Raw genomic sequence first — 15,640 nt, 5'->3', positions numbered from 1 at the left:
TCTGCCTCCACTGCCGAGCTGTAGGCGGGGTGCCCCCACCCCGCAAAACCGTAGCAGTCGTTTCACCATCATTCACACGCCCGCTCACGACTTCTTCATCCTCCCCACAAAATCCTGCACATCCCACTCGCTCCCATCCGCCCGGTGGATGATCCGCCCTGTCCCATCCAGCAACAACGTCGCCGCCGTGTGATTGAGCAGATCCCCCTGCATCTCCGTCAAAATTCCGAATTGCTGCAGCAGGCTCTTGATCGCCATCTGAGGCCCCGTGAGAAACGAATAATTACTCGTGTCGATCCCGCGCTGGATCGTGTACTCCTTCAAAATCCCCGGCGTGTCATACTCCGGATCGAGCGAGAACGAGATCAGCTCCAGATCCGTCACCCCCGCCTCGCGCGCCAGCTTCTGCGTCTGCTGGAAACGCGCCACCGCCGCCGGACACATCTTCGCCACCGGACACCGCGTGAAGATAAAACAAATCATCACCTGCTTCCCGCGAAACCGCTGACTCTCCACCACCCGCCCGTCCTGATCGAACAACGAAAACTGCGGTGCCCGCTCCCCGATTTCTCGATACGCCCCGCGCCCCATCGCCACCGTTTCCTGCGTCAGCGCATTCGCCGCCGCCTCGATCTTCGCGACCTCCGCAGTCGACGCCGGCCAGATTTTCTCCAGCCGGAATTCTCCGTCCGCCTGCTCCACCATCTCCGCGCGAATCCGCTGCCCCGCCTTCGCCAGCTTCGCGTCACCGAGCGACACCAGAAACTCCATCGTCATCGCCGGCATGTAGCCTTCGATTTTTTCGTGCTTCACCCGCAGCACATTCTTGTCCGCATCCACGGCGAGGATCTCACCTGTGAGCGGATAACGTTTCTCCGCCTGCACCGCCGGCGACGTTTCCCCGCGCTTCGAACACGCCGGCGCGCTCAACGCTACCAACACCACCAGGCTCGATAACCAGACTCGGGAAAAACGCATCCGCCTACCGATTTCCCCGGGGAAAGATTTGTCAAAGGCTTTGCGCCCGGTAGGGTCCGCGCTTCTTTTTTCCTGAAGCCCGCCTCATGTCCACGTCCGCACTCGATCATCGCACCACCGCCTACCGTCCCGCCCTAGCGTGGTTCGCCGCCCTCGGCAGCGCTTGGGTCTTCGTGCTCGTGACGCTCGGCGCTCTCACCACCACCATCGGCGCCGGCATGGCTTTCTCCGACTGGCCTCTCTCCAACGGTTCCGTCAACCCCCACGGCTGGCTCGTGAACCCCGACATGTTTGCCGAGCACTCGCACCGGCTCAGCGGCATGATCATGGGCTTCATCACCATCGCGCTCGCCGTCTGGGTCGGCCGCACAGATTCCCGCGGCTGGCTCCGCAAACTCGCCTGGTGGGCACTCGCGATTGTCATCATTCAAGGCGTCCTCGGCGGCAAACGCGTCCTCCTCGACTCCATCGACGTCCCCGGCTTCGAGATGACCCTCGGGCAAATGCTCCGCATCCCCCACGGCATCCTCGCCCACCTCTACGTCTGCATCCTATTCGCGATCGCCGCCGCCCTCTCGAAACGCTGGATCGAGTCGAAACCCCAGGTCGAGCCGACCGAACCGCGCCTCCGCCAGTTCGCCCGCCTCGCCACCACACTCGTCATCGTCCAGCTCGTGATCGCCGCCTCCATGCGTCACAACAACGCCGGCCTCGCCATCCCGACCTTCCCGCATTCGACCCCCGCCGGCGACTGGCTCCCCCAATACTGGAACTACCAGGTCGCTCTCAATTTCGCCCACCGCATCCTGGCCGTCATCCTCACGTTCGTCCTCGGCTGGCTCGTCGCCGCCGTCTGGCGCGACCGCGCCTCCAGCAGCGCCGTGAAAAATCTCTCGCTCGCCATGATCTGCCTGCTCGCGCTCCAGATCGCCCTCGGCATCTCCGTCATCTGGACCCAACGCGGCGTCAACTACACCACCGCCCACGTCACCGTCGGCGCGTGCGTCCTCGCGACGACCTTTCTTCTCACGTGGTGGCTCCACCGCGGCGTCATCGAAGGCGAAGTCGAAACCCGTTTCGGCGAACCTTCCCGCGCCTCCTCGTAACGCGCACCGCCCATGAGCCGCGATTTCTCCACGCCCGCCCCCGCCGCATCGGCATCCGCTTCGCCCGCGCCCAAGACGGAGAAAGCCCGCTTCCACGACTACCTCGAGCTCACCAAGCCACGGCTGAGTATGTTGTCGGTCATCACGACCCTCGTCGGCTACTTCGCCACCACCCCGCCGTGGGACGCCCATGTATTCTGGTTCTTGTTACTCGGCACCTCGCTCTGCGCCGGCGGCGTCGCCGCCCTCAATCAATGGATGGAGAGCGACACCGATGCGCTCATGAAGCGCACCGCCGACCGCCCCATCCCGTCCGGCAAAGTCCCCACCGGCTCCGCCTTCATCCTCGGTTGGACCATGTGCGCCGCCGGTCTCTGGATGCTCTTCTTCAAAGTCGACGGCCTCGCCGCCTTCTTCGCCCTCGCCACCATCGTCAGCTACCTCGCGTTCTACACCCCCGCCAAACGCTGGTCCCGCTGGTCCACCGAGATCGGCGCCGTCGCCGGCGCATTCCCTCCGCTCATCGGCTGGGCAGCCTCCAGCACCCGCGAAAACGCCCTCGGCTGGATTCTCTTCGGCATTCTCCTCTTCTGGCAGATCCCGCACTTCATGGCCATCGCCTGGATCTACCGCGCCGATTACGCCACCGTCCGTTTCCCGATGCTCCCTGTCCGCGACGCCGCCGGCGGCAAGGTCGCCGCCTGGTCCCTCATCAACACCTTCGTCCTCGTCGCCGTCACCGCCGCGCCCAGCTTCCTCGGTCTCACGAGTAACTACTACCTCGCCGTCACCCTCGTGCTCGGCCTTTGGTTCATCGTACGGGCAATCGCCTTCACCCGCCCGGCCGACCGCGAAAAGACCGCCCGCAAACTCTTCTACGCCTCCATCATCTGGCTCCCGCTCCAACTCGCCGCCCTCGTCGCCGACCGTTGGATTTTCTAAGCGCATCTCACGCGCCGCTTCGCTCGCTTCCTGCTCAGCCGCTTCCGGCTCCGACCACGCATCCGCATGACGATCCACGACATCCCCGCCCTTAACGCCGCCCTCAACGGCCTGGCTACGATCTGCCTCACCTCGGGCTTTTTCTTCATCATGCGGAAAAACATCCCCGCGCACCGCGCCAGCATGTTATCCGCCGGCATCGTCTCCGCCGTCTTCCTCGTTGGTTATGTGAGCCACAAAGTCCTCAAAGGCATGGCCGCCGGCCCCGGCGAGGCGTTGCACACCGAATTCGGCGGCGAAGGCGCGATAAAAACCATTTATCGCGTGATGCTGATCTCTCACATCCTCCTCGCCATCGCCATCGCCTATCTCGTTCCCCGCACCTTCTACTTCGCCCTGAAAGGCCAGATCGAACGCCACCGCGCCTGGGCCCGGTGGACATTCCCCATCTGGTACTACGTCTCCGTCACCGGCGTGCTCGTTTATTTTTTCCTCTACCAATGGTGGCCCGCCACCCGCTCCTGACAGAGGTAAGATCAATAAATGCACAACCATCTGATCGCTCGCATTAGACACACTGTCGCTCCGGGGCGTTTTAGGACTTGAAATAGATGCCACGCTGAAAACGCTCGCCCGCAACCTGTGCGCGCCACTGCCGGCGCGTTTATCGCTTTAGCTGACACACATGATCGCCTCGTCCACTTTGCGCACCTTCGCCCGTCGCGGCCTGACCGCCCTTGCTGTTGCCTGCCTCCCGCTCATCACCGGCGGCTGGCTCACCGGCCCTCAATCCACCTTCGACACCAAGGGCCCCGTCGCCAAAGCCCAGCTCGACGTCTTCTACGTCACACTCTGGGTCACCGGCATCATCTTCGTCCTCGTCGCGGGCATCCTCACTTACGCGACGCTCAAATTCAAAGCTCGTAACGACGCCGACGAACACGCACCCGTTCCACCCCAAGGCCACGGCAACCCCCTCATCGAGCTCGGCCTCATCGCCCTCTCCGTCATCGCCCTCGTCTTCATCGCCATCCCCACCCTCCACCACATCTGGTACACCTACGACGTACCCGAGGAAGAAAAAGCCACCGCCTACGAGGTGAACGCCATCGGCTACCAATGGTGGTTTAAGTTTGAATACCCCCGCGAACTCGTCGCCGACGCTCCACTCACGCTCGCCAATGAGCTCGTCATCCCCGCCGGCCGCGCCGTCCGCGTCAACCTCCGCACGTTCGACGTCATCCACAGCTTCTGGGTCCCGAAGCTCGCCGGTAAAGTGGACATGATGCCCAACCGCGCCAACCACCTCTGGCTCAAAGCCGACGAACCCGGCTACTTCTGGGGCCAGTGCGCCGAGTACTGCGGCGAGTCCCATGCCGTCATGCGCTTCCGCGTCATCGCCCTCAACGAAGCTGATTTCGCCGCCTGGGTAGCCCACCAAAAACTTCCCGGCAAACCCGTCACCACAGAGAACGCGAAAATCCAATTCGCCAGCTACAAACCGCTCGAAAACAAACGTAACGCCCCCGGCTGGTCCGAAAAATTCGACGCCGACCCTTTCAAAGCATGGACCGCCCAGCAACTCCCTGAGGTAGGCAGCGCCGAGCTGGAGCTCGTCAACAAGGGTAAGGCAATCTTCACCGCCAAAACTTGCAACAGCTGCCACGCCGTCCGCGGTGATCAGCCGGCTGCCGGCAACCCGATCGTCCCCGATCTCACCCACGTCGGCTCCCGCACCACCATCGCCGGCGGCCTCCTCGAAAACACTCCTGAAAATCTTCATCGCTGGCTCACCGATCCCAACGGCGTAAAACCCGGCAACAAGATGTACCGCGGCTTCACCGGCGGCATGAACGGCTACGCGAAAGTCGATCACGACACCAACACCGTCACCGGCCACAACATCACAGTGAACGACGACGAAGCCCGCGCCCTCGTCGCCTACCTCCACAGTCTCAAGTAAGCCTCCCCGCTCCGCCTTTTCCGGTCACCCGCCTCGCCTCCCTTTTCGCCCACACCTTTCCCAATCATGGACGCAGCCGCCCAAAGTCATTTCACCGGCAAAGAAGCCGGCCACGCCGTCGAAAAACGCCCGTGGATTTTCACCCGCCCGACCGCCAAGACCGGCATCGTCAGCTGGCTCACCACCGTCGACCACAAACGTGTCGGCATCATGTACGGCATCTCCGCACTGCTCTTCTTCCTCGTCGGCGGTATCGAGGCGTTGATCATCCGCATCCAGCTCGCGGTGCCCAACAACACCTTCATCTCGCATCAGTTCTACAACGAGATGTTCACCATGCACGCGACGACGATGATCTTCCTCGCCGTCATGCCCCTCTCGGCCGCGTTCTTTAATTACATCATGCCGCTCCAGATCGGCGCTCGCGACGTCGCCTTCCCGCGGCTTAACGGCTTCGCTTTCTGGGTCTTCCTTGCTGGCGCTATTGTTCTCAACGTCGGTTGGTTCGTGAAATCCGGCCTCCCCGACGCCGGCTGGTTCGGCTACGCCCCGCTCACCTCCACCGACTTCTCCAACCAATTTAAAGCCGACATGTCCACCGACCTCTGGGTCATGGGCCTCCAGATCCTCGGCGTCTCCTCGGTCGTCGGCTCGATGAACTTCATCATCACGATCATCAACATGCGCGCCCCCGGCATGACGATGATGCGCCTGCCGGTCTTCACGTGGATGACGCTCATCACCGCGTTCCTCATCATCCTCTCCTTCCCCGCCATCACCATCGCGCTCGTCGAGCTTATGATGGACCGCTCCTTCGGCACCAACTTCTTTGAAGTCTCCAACGGCGGCCTCCCCATTCTCTGGCAACACTTGTTCTGGGTCTTCGGTCACCCCGAGGTGTACATCCTCATCCTTCCAGCGATGGGCATCGTCTCTGAAATCCTCCCGACCTTTTCCCGCAAGCCTCTCTTCGGTTACCCGATCATCGTCTTCTCGGGCGCTACCATCGGCTTTCTCGGCTTCGGCGTCTGGTCCCACCACATGTTCACCACCGGCATGGGCACCATGGCCACCGCCGCTTTCTCCCTCGCCACGATGGCCATCGCTGTCCCGACGGGTGTTAAGATGTTCAACTGGATCGGCACCATGTGGGGCGGCCACCTCCAGATGCGCACTCCCATGATGTTCGCCCTCGGCTTCGTCTGGATGTTCCTCATGGGCGGTCTCTCCGGCATCATGCACTCGGCCGCTCCCGCCGATGCCCAGCAGCAAGACTCCTACTTCGTCGTCGCCCACTTCCACTACGTGCTCATCGGCGGCGCCGTCTTCGGCCTGCTCTCCGGCATCCACTACTGGTTCCCGCTCATCTTCGGCCGCCGCATCGGTGAATTCTGGGGCAAGCTCTCCTTCTGGGTGATCTTCGCCGGCTTCAACATCACCTTCTTCCCGATGCACTTCCTCGGCCTCAACGGCATGCCCCGCCGGACCGCCGTGTACGACGGCAACATGGGCTGGAACGACGCCAACTTCATCGCCACCGTCGGTGCCTTCATCCTCGCTTGCGGTATCGGCATCTACTTCGCCGTGATGCTCTACACCTACTTCAAAGGTGAAAAAGCCGGCCGCGATCCATGGGATGGCCGCACCCTCGAATGGTCGATCCCGAACCCGCCGCCTGAATACAACTTCGCCGTCACCCCCACCGTCCACGCCCGCGACGCCTTCTGGTACGAAAAACACCACAAGGAAGAGATCGCCAAGGAAAAGTCCGCTCACGCCAAGGAAGACGAAGCTCACGGCGGCGTCCACATGCCCAGCCAGTCCTGGTTCCCGCTGATGACTGCCATCGGCCTGCTCATCGGCGGCCTGTTCTTCGTGAATCACAAGTTCGTCGGCGCCATCTGCGGCGGCACGGTCATGTTCCTCGGCATCTACTTCTGGGCCCTCGAAGGCCCCGGCGGTTACCACGTCCATCCCTCCGAAGACGACGACAAGTCCGGCAGCTACGGTAAGCACTAAGACCACACCAACGCTTACTCCCTCACACTTCCTACTCAGCTTACACCTCTTCCGATATGAGCAGCCACGCCGGCCCAATCGATCACCACCACGACCACACCACGTCGACCGGTATTCCGAACAAGAAGCTCTTCATGTGGGCCTTCCTTGCCTCGGACTGCATGTTCTTCGGCACGCTGATCTCCACGCATCTGATCTACCGGCTACACCCGCCGCCAGGATCGCCCGATGTGAAGAGCATCTTCAGCATCGAGCTCACGTCCTTCTCGACCTTCATCCTCCTGATGTCGTCGCTCCTCATGGCCCTCGCCGTGAACTCGCTGCAAAAAGGCCAGGTCCGCAGCACCCGCCAGAACCTCATCGGCACGATCTTCTTCGGCCTCATCTTCCTCGCGTGCCAGGTGTACGAGTTCTCCCACTTCGTCCACGAGAAGGGCCTCACGCTCTCCAACAGCATCTTCGGCTCCACCTTCTACGTCCTCACCGGTACCCACGGCTGCCACGTCGCCATCGGCGTCCTCTGGCTCGTGCTCATGTACATCCGCTCCTTCAAACCCGCCGACGCCGACCAGGGCCGCGCCTGGCTCATCAAAGGCTTTTTCCACCTCATCGTCTGGGGCGTCACCATCGTCGCCAGCATGGCCTCCATGCTCGGCCTCGTTCACGCCATCCAGGTCGGCGACGGCTTCGGCGGTTTTCTCCACCACCACCCGGTCGAATTCGGTGTCTCGATCCTCGGCCTCATCGTCCTCTGGCTCCTCAGCCGCCAGGAAGGCCCTGTCGATTTCGGTGAAGCCAACGCCATGGATGTCGAGTCGATGGGCCTTTACTGGCACTTCGTGGACATCGTCTGGATCGTGATCTTCACAGCCGTCTATCTCCTCGAATACCTTTAAGCCATGGCCTCTCACGCCGCCCATTCTCCCGCTCCTCACCACGACGAGCACGCCCACGCCGATGCGCACAGCGAGGGCAAATTCCACATCTTCGTCCAGATCGCGATGCTCCTCGCGGTCATCACCGGCGTCGAAATCGTCCTCATCTACCTCCCGCTCACGAAGTGGCTCATCGTCACTTCACTGGTCGTTCTCTCCACGGTGAAGTTCATGTTCGTCATCTTCTACTTCATGCACCTGAAGTGGGATAAACTTTTTTGCACGATCATCTTCTTCATCGGCCTCGTCCTCGCTGGCGGCACCATGTGGGCCCTCCTGAAACTCTTCAGCGCCGAGGCCAGCCTCCCGCTGGAAACCGCCCAAGCCGCTCTTCGCGCTCTCGCCTGATTTTCCGCAACCTCTTTCCAGGCGGCTCCTCATCTGGAGCCGCCTTTTTTGCGCCCGTTTTCAGACACCGCTTATCGAAAACACTCAGCGCCTCTCAGCCTATGGTCATCCTCCTCTCCGATTTTCCGCCATCAGTGTCTTTCAGTGCCCATCAGTGGTTAAAAAATCCGCCTTCCTCGTCTTTCCTGCTCTAAATCAATCTCCGCGCTTCCGTCTTCCCGCACATCCGTGATTCTTCTCCTCCGATGATCGACTGGCGCCACTGGCATAACGAACCCTACCTCGTCGGCGGCCTCATCGTCCTCGGCTGGCTCTACGCGATTTTCACCGGCCCTCTCCGCGCCCGCATCGCCCCCGGCGCAGCCTACCCGCTTGCCCACGCCGTCCGTTTCTACGCCGCCCTCGTCATCTTCTACCTGGCCGTCGGTTCTCCTCTCGACCAGATCGGCGAACGTTTCCTTCTCACCGCCCACATGATCCAGCACCAGCTGCTCATCTACGGCTCCGCCATCCTCTTCCTCCTCGGCCTCCCCCACTGGCTCGTCGCCCCCATCACCGCCCGCCCATCACTACGCCCATTCCTGCGCATCCTTACCCATCCGGTCATCTGCGGCGTGATCTACACCCTCACCATCTCCATCTGGCACGCCCCCGGCCTCTACGATTGGGCCCTTCAGGATAAATTCATCCACGTCCTCGAACACGTCATGTTCTTCGCCACCGCGCTCCTCTACTGGTGGCCCGTCCTCAGCCCTTCCCGCGAATTCCCGCCCCTCGGCCACGGCCCGCAGATGATCTACCTGCTCGCCGTCACCATCGGCATGACCCCGCTCTTCGCCTTCCTCGCCTTCGCCGACAACATCCTGTACCCGACCTACGAGTACGCCCCGCGCCTCTTCAACAACTTCTCCCCCGCCCAGGACCAGCTCCTCGGCGCCTCCGTCATGAAACTCGGCGGACTCTTCGTCACCTTCGTCGCCCTCGTCATCGCCTTCTACCGCTGGTACCAGCAAACCGAGGGCAAGCCCGCCTCCCGCACCGCCTGACACGGATGCTTCTCCTCGACCTCAGCCACACCAGCCACACCCACGCCCGCACCGGCGTCCAACGCGTCTGCCGCTCCCTCCACACCGCGCTCGCCGCCTCCACCGCCGTCACCGCGATCACCCACGATCCTCATCGCAACACCTGGCGCCCGCTCGCCCCGTGGGAAACCGCCAACCTCGCCAGCACCGCCCCGTCCCCCAAACGCTCCGCCCGCTGGCCCCTCCCCGCCCGCCTCGCCGGCCGCACCGCGCGCACCCTCGGCCTCCGTCCACCCGCACTCCCCGCCGCCTCCGCGCTCATCGTCCCGGAAATCTTCTCCGCCACCACCGCCTCCGCGTTCCCCGCACTTTTCGCCCGCGTCCGCGGCCCGCGCATCGCCATCTTCCACGACGCCATCGCTCTCAAATTCCCCGAGCTCACCCCGTCAAAAACCGTCGCCCGCTTCCCTGCCTACCTCCGCGAACTCCTCGCCTTCGACGGCATCGCCGCCAACTCCGAAGACTCCCGCCAGACCCTCCTCGACTACTGGCGCTGGCTCGGCCTCACCGCCCCCCCACCCGTCGCCGCCCTCCCCCTCGCCCTCGAAAAGTGTCACATATTACGTGACACTCCCTCTGAAAATCAGCCCCCCGTCGTCCTCTCCGTCGGCAGCATCGAAGGACGCAAAAACCACCTCGCTCTCCTCGACGCCGCCGAATCCCTCTGGTCCCGCGGCCTCCGCTTCGAACTCCACCTCATCGGCCTCGCCCAACCCCAAACCGGCCGCGCTGCCCTCGAAAAAATCCGCGTCCTCCAATCCGCCGGCCACCCCCTCCGCTACGACGGCCCCGTCGACGAAGCTGCGCTCAACGCCGCCTACGCCCGCTGCGCCTTCACCGTTTACCCGTCGCTCTATGAAGGCTTCGGCCTCCCCGTCCTCGAATCCCTCTCTCACGGCAAACCCTGCCTCTGCTCCGCCCACGGCGCCCTCGGCGAATCCACCCGCGACGGCGGCTGCCTCACCCTCGACCGTGTCGACTCCGTGAGCCTCGCCAGCGGTATCGAAAAACTCCTGACCGATTCCGCCGCCCGCGACGCCCTCATCGCCCAGGCCCGCGCCCGCACCTTCCGCACCTGGCCCGATTACGCCCGCGACCTCCTCGCCTGGCTCCCCACGCTGCCCCTCCACAGATAAACTCAAGTAAGTCCCCGCCGCCCGCCCCCCCACTGCGGCCCTTGGCCGTGTCCGCCCGGCCGCGAAGGCCATTGGCCGCAGCCGCACCTCCTAAAAAAACGCCCCGTCGGCGTTTTTCCATTAGCGGTTAAACCCTCCGAAAAAAGTCGCGGCTCCCGCGCCCGCGCTCACTTCCACATCACGACGAGCCCAGACCTCCCTGTCCGCCCCGCCTTCGTCCCCGCGCGAAAATACCCCCACACCTTCTCCAGCCACAGCTTCGCGCCGCTCCCACCCGCACCGGCGATCTTCAAAAAATCCCTCCGGTAAACCGCCCGCCCCGCTTCATGCGGCAATGGCAAAAAAAGCTTCCGCCGGAACCCCGCGCGCTTCCCCAGCTTCCACACATACACCGGCGGCATGTCCTTCTCATGCACGCCAAACGTCGCCACCGCGTGCTTCGCCCCCGCGCTCCCACTGTGCCCCGCGCCCGGCTCGAACGCGAACATCACCCCGCCCGGCTTGAGCGCCCCCCACGCCGCGTTCACCGCCGCCTGCTCGTCTTCCGCGTGGTGCAACGCGTCATAAAATAAAACGTAGTCATACTCCCGCGACGCCGTGAACCCCTCGTAATCCGCCGCCAGAAACTCCACGCCGCCCACGCCTTCCTCCGCCGCCAGCTCCCGCGCCAGCCGCACCGCATCCTCCGAAATATCCACCCCCGTCACCGCATACCCTGCCTTCGCCAGAAACACCGACGTCCACCCCGTTCCGCACCCAAAATCCAGCAAGCTCCTCTTCCCATCCGGCGCTTCCAACATGAGCAACAGCGCGCCCATGTTGCACAGATATTTCCCGCAATCCGCATCCGAAAACGGCTTCGCCTTCGCGTGCCTCCGCCCGCCCTCGCCGAGCTGCGCATAGTACGTCTTCTCACCAGCCTTGGGGTCATGCGCTGTTGCGGAGTCCATCCACGCACTGTCTCCACCGCTCCCCGCCCGACGCAAGCCCCGCGCCCAGTATCAACCATCGCCCCCACTGCGGCCATTGGCCGTCTCCGCCTGCACGCGAAGGCCAATGGCCGCAGCCGCATCTCCTAAAAACGCCCCGTTGGCGTTTTCTATGAGCGGTTCACCCTCCGAAATCCGTCGTCACTCCCCCCCGGCCTCCCGGCTTTCCGTTTGCCAATCCGCCCGCCCGCCCGCCATTTTCCGCCACCCATGGCGTTCCCGTTCTTCTCCAAAAACACCAAGCCCATCCTCGCGCGTTGCCGCGACGACCACGCCACGGAGATGCGCCTCAAGTACAACCCGTACTACCGCCCCATCGACGCCCAGCAAGGCACGCACATCCGCCACGACGGCCGCGACATGATCATGCTCGCGAGCAACGACTACCTCGGCCTCTCCTTTCACCCCAAGGTCATCGAGGCCGGCCGCGCCGCCATGCTCCAATGGGGCGCCAGCCCCACCGGCGCCCGCTCCGCCAACGGCTCCCGCGCTTACCACATCGAGCTCGAAGAAAAACTCGCCGCCTTCCTCGGCCGCGAAGCCTGCCACGTCCACGCCGCCGGTTACCTCTCCTGCATGGCCGGTGTCGCCGCCTACGCCCAGAAAGGCGACCTTATCCTCGCCGATAAAAACCTCCACTCCTGCCTCTGGGACGGCATCCGCCTCTCCCACGCCACCGTCGAACGCTTCTCCCACAACAGCGTCGCCGACCTACGCGAAGTCGCGGCCACACTCTCGCCCGACGCCCCCAAGATGCTCGTCCTCGAAGGTGTGTATTCGATGGAAGGGCACATCGCGAAAATCCCCGAGCTCCTCGCCGCCGTCAAAGACCTCGGCTGCTTCACCGTCCTCGACGACGCCCACGGCTTCGGCGTCCTCGGCCGCCAGGGCCGCGGCACCATCGATCACTTCGGCCTCAACGCCGAGATCGATATCCTCTGCGCCTCCATGTCGAAGTCCCTCGCCTCCACCGGCGGCTTCGTCGCCGGCTCCCGCGACCTCATTGAGTACCTCCGCACCCACTCGAAACACACCATCTTCAGCGCCGCCCTCAGCCCCTCCCAGGCCGCCTGCGCCTCGACCGCCCTCGATATCATCCAGACCGAGCCGCACCACCACGAGCGCCTGCAGAAAAACGCGCAACGCTACCGCGCCATGCTCCACAGCCTCGGCCTAGACACGTGGGAAAGCGAAACCCCCGCCGTCCCGATCGTGCTCGGCTCCAAAGAACGCGCCTACCGCTTCTGGCAGGCCCTCCTCGAAAAAAACATCTTCACCATCATGTCCATCGCCCCCGCCGTTCCGCCCGGCAAGGATCTGATCCGCACCGCCATCTCCGCCCTCCACAGCGACGAAGATCTCGCCCGCATCGCAGACGCCATGGCCTACGCGGTGAAAAAGCTCTGAGCGCCCACCTGAAACACACTCACCTAGGCTAAAATGAAAAACGCCAAGTTTTGGTCCGTGAATGTTGTTATTGGGACAGGGGTTTTACTTAGCCCGCTTTCGGCGCCTATTCTGCAATCCCTGAACTATCGAGCGGCCGGCAAGCCGAAGGAATATATCAAGAGCGTAGCTTGGGCCGCTGCGATGTTCGCAATTCTCGTAAGCTGTAGCTTCGTGCCGCTTGATCTCCCTCCAGTTGCGCAGGTGGCATTCGGTCCTGTGCTTGGTCTGGTTCTCGTGATGATCTGGTTTTTTGCGTACGGGAGAAATTTCCCAAAAAAAATCGCCGCAGATGTCCGTCAAACTGCGACGCATAGGAGCGCTTGGTCCGGCATTGCCATCGCCATCGTTGTTTTGGCGCTGTCCTACTACGCTGCCAAAGTGATCATTGAGACGTTAAGTACATAGATTGCGCAGCGCCCCCGCCGCCTCCGCCCACGTCGGCAACACCCGCCCCGCCGCCTCCGTGCGCAGCTTTGCGCACCACGCATCATCCGTGATCACCCGCCGCAGCGCGCTCACCCACGCCGCCTGATCGTTCAGTGCCACCGCCACGCATCCGCCGCCATCCGCGTTCTCCCGCAGCACCGGCAGATCGCTGCACACGCACGGCACCCCAAGCCACAACGACTCCAGCACCGGCAGCCCGCAGCCCTCCGCAATCGTCGGAAAAATCGTCGCGCGCGCCTCCCGATAAAGTTTCAGCAACACCTCATCGCTCACGCCTTCGTGATGCGTCACGCGCCGCCCGCGCTTCCGCAACTCCGCGATTTTCTCCACGACCGGTTTCCCGAAATGCGGATTCACCCGCCCCACCACGTGCAGCTCAAACCCCACCCCTTCGCTCCACAGCGCCTCGCACACCTCCAATAGAAATTCCTGATTCTTTCGCGGCTCCAAAATCCCCACCGTCATCAACGACGGCACCGCGCCCACCCGCACCGCCTCCATCGGCGGCCTCGACCCTTTCAAAAAATTCGCCCCGAGCGAAATCGTCTCCACCGCCGCGCATCGCTCGACTCCCTGCCACCGCCAGAACTCCGTCAGCTCCGCCTTGCTCGCCTCCGAAATCGCGAACACGCGATCAAACGCCGCCAGCATCTTCATGTACTCCGGATGCCGCGCCACACTCTGCGGCCACGTGATGTGCGGATGTTTCAGCGGAATCGCATCGTTAAACGTCGCCGCCACCCGGCACGGCTTCTCCCTCAAAAACTCCCAGAACCCCGGCCGCTCCGTTTCGCAAAACAACTCTGCCGTCAGCACCCAATCCTCCGCCTTCAACGCCACGCGCGCCGCGTCTTTCCCAGTGCTCCACCACGCGCGCTCCCGCCACACCACTTCGCTCACCGCTGCACCCAGCTCATCGCGCAACCGCCCGCTCACGCGCATCAACCCCGAGCGATGCTTCGCCACTCCCATCTTCGTGACGTCGAAATAAATCATCGCGCCGTCGCCTCCATAAACAGCGCATGCAATCGCGCCGCGTTCTTATGCGCATCGAAATTCTCCTCCACCCACTCCCGCGCCGCACACCGCAGCCGCTCCGCCTTTTGATCATCCGTCGCCAGCAATCTCAACGCTTCCACCCACGCCGCAACATCCGTCACCTCCGCAGCCAACCCCGTTTCGCCGTCGTGAATCGCTTCCGTTGTAGCCGCCGCAGGCGACGTCACCACAGCCACGCCCGCCGACATCGCCTCCGGAATCACATTCGGCAACCCATCTCGATCCCCGCTCGGCGCGATCACACCCGTGTGCACGAGCACATCCGCCCACGCCAGCTGCGCCCACACATCCGGCTGCGACAGATGCCCCATAAACGCCACGCACTCGCTCACGCCCAGCTCCACGCTCATCGCCTTCATCGGCTCCCGCAACGGTCCGTCGCCGATGATCCGCGCCTCAAACGCCACACCCGCCGCCTTCAGCGCCGCATACATCCGCAGCTGATGATCCAGCCCCTTCTTCTCGACGAGCCGCGCCACGCACACGATCCGCAGCGTCTCCGCACGCCCCGCCCGCAGCGGCTTCCACTCGGGAAATTTATCCAGCCCGCGCCGAATCACCTGCACCTTCTCCGCCGTCACACCGCGCTCCACCAGCGACACCTTCCCCATCTCTGTCGAGGTATGCACGAACACCGCATCCGCCAGTTTCTCGTTCAGCCACCAGTCGCCACCGTGCTCATAAATGTCATACGCATGAGCCCCCGCGCTGAACCGCAGTCCGTTCATCCGCGCCAGACACCACGCCGCCGTCGCCGGCGCCCCGCCCCACGCCGCGTGAACATGCGTCGGCGGATCTTTCCGCCACGCCCGGTAAAACACGCACGCGAATCCCGCCCCGAGCATGTTCTCCGCAAAATTGATGAACGACGGCGCGCGCCGCGTCCAAAGCCCGCGCCACACAACTCCAAAGACATCCCACCGCGTCACCGCCACCCACGGAATCATCCAGATCAACTCCAGCAGCCGCCACTTGTTGAACGCCTTCACGTGCAGCCCGTGAAAATCCCCGCCTCCGCCCCACATCGAATACAGCCGCAGATCCACACCCAGCCGTTTCATCGCCACGATCTCGCGCTGGAGAAACGTCTCCGTGCTGTGAGGAAACCGCGTGAATAAATAGGCGATGCTGGGGCGCTCGTGTGACAAGGCCACCCAGCGTGGCGCGCCACCGCCGCCCTTCAA

15 protein-coding genes are annotated in these 15,640 nt (G+C 63.3%); 11 read left to right on the top strand and 4 right to left on the bottom strand.

From position 1 onward, the window contains the following. Positions 1-84: 84 nt before the first annotated feature. Positions 85-978, bottom strand: coding sequence for an SCO family protein (locus tag CMV30_RS13745; RefSeq protein ID WP_096056572.1), 894 nt, complete (start codon positions 976-978; stop codon positions 85-87). Positions 979-1,064: 86 nt separating this feature from the next. Between CMV30_RS13745 and CMV30_RS13740 the strand changes: the two genes are divergently transcribed. The 9 genes from CMV30_RS13740 (at position 1,065) to CMV30_RS13700 (ending at position 10,512) form a co-directional block, all read left to right on the top strand. After that, positions 1,065-2,084 (top strand): COX15/CtaA family protein, encoded by a 1,020-nt coding sequence (locus CMV30_RS13740; RefSeq protein ID WP_096056571.1) that lies wholly within the window; start codon positions 1,065-1,067, stop codon positions 2,082-2,084. 12 nt (positions 2,085-2,096) lie between these two features. Further along, positions 2,097-3,026: a heme o synthase gene (gene cyoE / locus CMV30_RS13735; RefSeq protein WP_096056570.1), complete on the top strand. Its 930-nt coding sequence runs from the start codon at positions 2,097-2,099 to the stop codon at positions 3,024-3,026. A 66-nt stretch (positions 3,027-3,092) separates the two neighbouring features. Next, positions 3,093-3,551: a DUF420 domain-containing protein gene (locus CMV30_RS13730; protein ID WP_096056569.1), complete on the top strand. Its 459-nt coding sequence runs from the start codon at positions 3,093-3,095 to the stop codon at positions 3,549-3,551. A 160-nt stretch (positions 3,552-3,711) separates the two neighbouring features. Next, positions 3,712-4,989, top strand: coding sequence for a cytochrome c oxidase subunit II (gene coxB / locus CMV30_RS13725; protein WP_096056568.1), 1,278 nt, complete (start codon positions 3,712-3,714; stop codon positions 4,987-4,989). Positions 4,990-5,055: 66 nt separating this feature from the next. After that, entirely contained in the window at positions 5,056-7,008 is a 1,953-nt protein-coding gene (gene ctaD / locus CMV30_RS13720; protein ID WP_096056567.1) for a cytochrome c oxidase subunit I, read from the top strand. Between the two features lie 56 nt (positions 7,009-7,064). Beyond that, a complete protein-coding gene (locus CMV30_RS13715; protein WP_096056566.1) occupies positions 7,065-7,904 on the top strand; it encodes a cytochrome c oxidase subunit 3 in 840 nt (279 codons plus the stop codon). A gap of 3 nt (positions 7,905-7,907) precedes the next feature. Then, positions 7,908-8,291, top strand: a complete 384-nt coding sequence (locus tag CMV30_RS13710) for a cytochrome C oxidase subunit IV family protein (RefSeq protein WP_245844201.1) — start codon at positions 7,908-7,910, stop codon at positions 8,289-8,291. A gap of 245 nt (positions 8,292-8,536) precedes the next feature. Then, on the top strand, positions 8,537-9,337 hold the full coding sequence (locus CMV30_RS13705; protein ID WP_096056565.1) for a cytochrome c oxidase assembly protein: 801 nt from the start codon (positions 8,537-8,539) through the stop codon (positions 9,335-9,337). Positions 9,338-9,342: 5 nt separating this feature from the next. Then, complete coding sequence (locus CMV30_RS13700; protein ID WP_096056564.1) at positions 9,343-10,512, top strand: glycosyltransferase; 1,170 nt, start codon at positions 9,343-9,345, stop codon at positions 10,510-10,512. A gap of 167 nt (positions 10,513-10,679) precedes the next feature. Here the strand turns inward: CMV30_RS13700 and CMV30_RS13695 are convergent, their stop codons facing one another. Beyond that, entirely contained in the window at positions 10,680-11,462 is a 783-nt protein-coding gene (locus tag CMV30_RS13695; RefSeq protein ID WP_096056563.1) for a class I SAM-dependent methyltransferase, read from the bottom strand. A gap of 249 nt (positions 11,463-11,711) precedes the next feature. On the opposite strand from CMV30_RS13695, the gene CMV30_RS13690 reads away from it, so the two are divergent. Continuing rightward, positions 11,712-12,908 carry an aminotransferase class I/II-fold pyridoxal phosphate-dependent enzyme gene (locus CMV30_RS13690; RefSeq protein ID WP_096056562.1) on the top strand — a complete coding sequence of 399 codons (1,197 nt, stop codon included), beginning with the start codon at positions 11,712-11,714 and terminating at the stop codon, positions 12,906-12,908. Positions 12,909-12,941: 33 nt separating this feature from the next. Continuing rightward, positions 12,942-13,355 (top strand): hypothetical protein, encoded by a 414-nt coding sequence (locus CMV30_RS13685; protein ID WP_096056561.1) that lies wholly within the window; start codon positions 12,942-12,944, stop codon positions 13,353-13,355. On the opposite strand, the gene CMV30_RS13680 is transcribed toward CMV30_RS13685, so the two are convergent. Then, positions 13,344-14,393 carry a glycosyltransferase gene (locus tag CMV30_RS13680; protein ID WP_096056560.1) on the bottom strand — a complete coding sequence of 350 codons (1,050 nt, stop codon included), beginning with the start codon at positions 14,391-14,393 and terminating at the stop codon, positions 13,344-13,346. The two genes, CMV30_RS13685 and CMV30_RS13680, sit on opposite strands and share 12 nt — an antisense overlap. Beyond that, on the bottom strand, positions 14,390-15,604 hold the full coding sequence (locus CMV30_RS13675) for a glycosyltransferase (protein ID WP_096057765.1): 1,215 nt from the start codon (positions 15,602-15,604) through the stop codon (positions 14,390-14,392). Before CMV30_RS13675 ends, CMV30_RS13680 begins: the two co-directional genes overlap by 4 nt. Between the last annotated feature and the right edge of the window lie 36 nt (positions 15,605-15,640).

The organism is Nibricoccus aquaticus, from assembly GCF_002310495.1.
Taxonomy (GTDB): domain Bacteria; phylum Verrucomicrobiota; class Verrucomicrobiia; order Opitutales; family Opitutaceae; genus Nibricoccus; species Nibricoccus aquaticus.
This window is presented reverse-complemented; position numbering and strand designations above follow the sequence as displayed.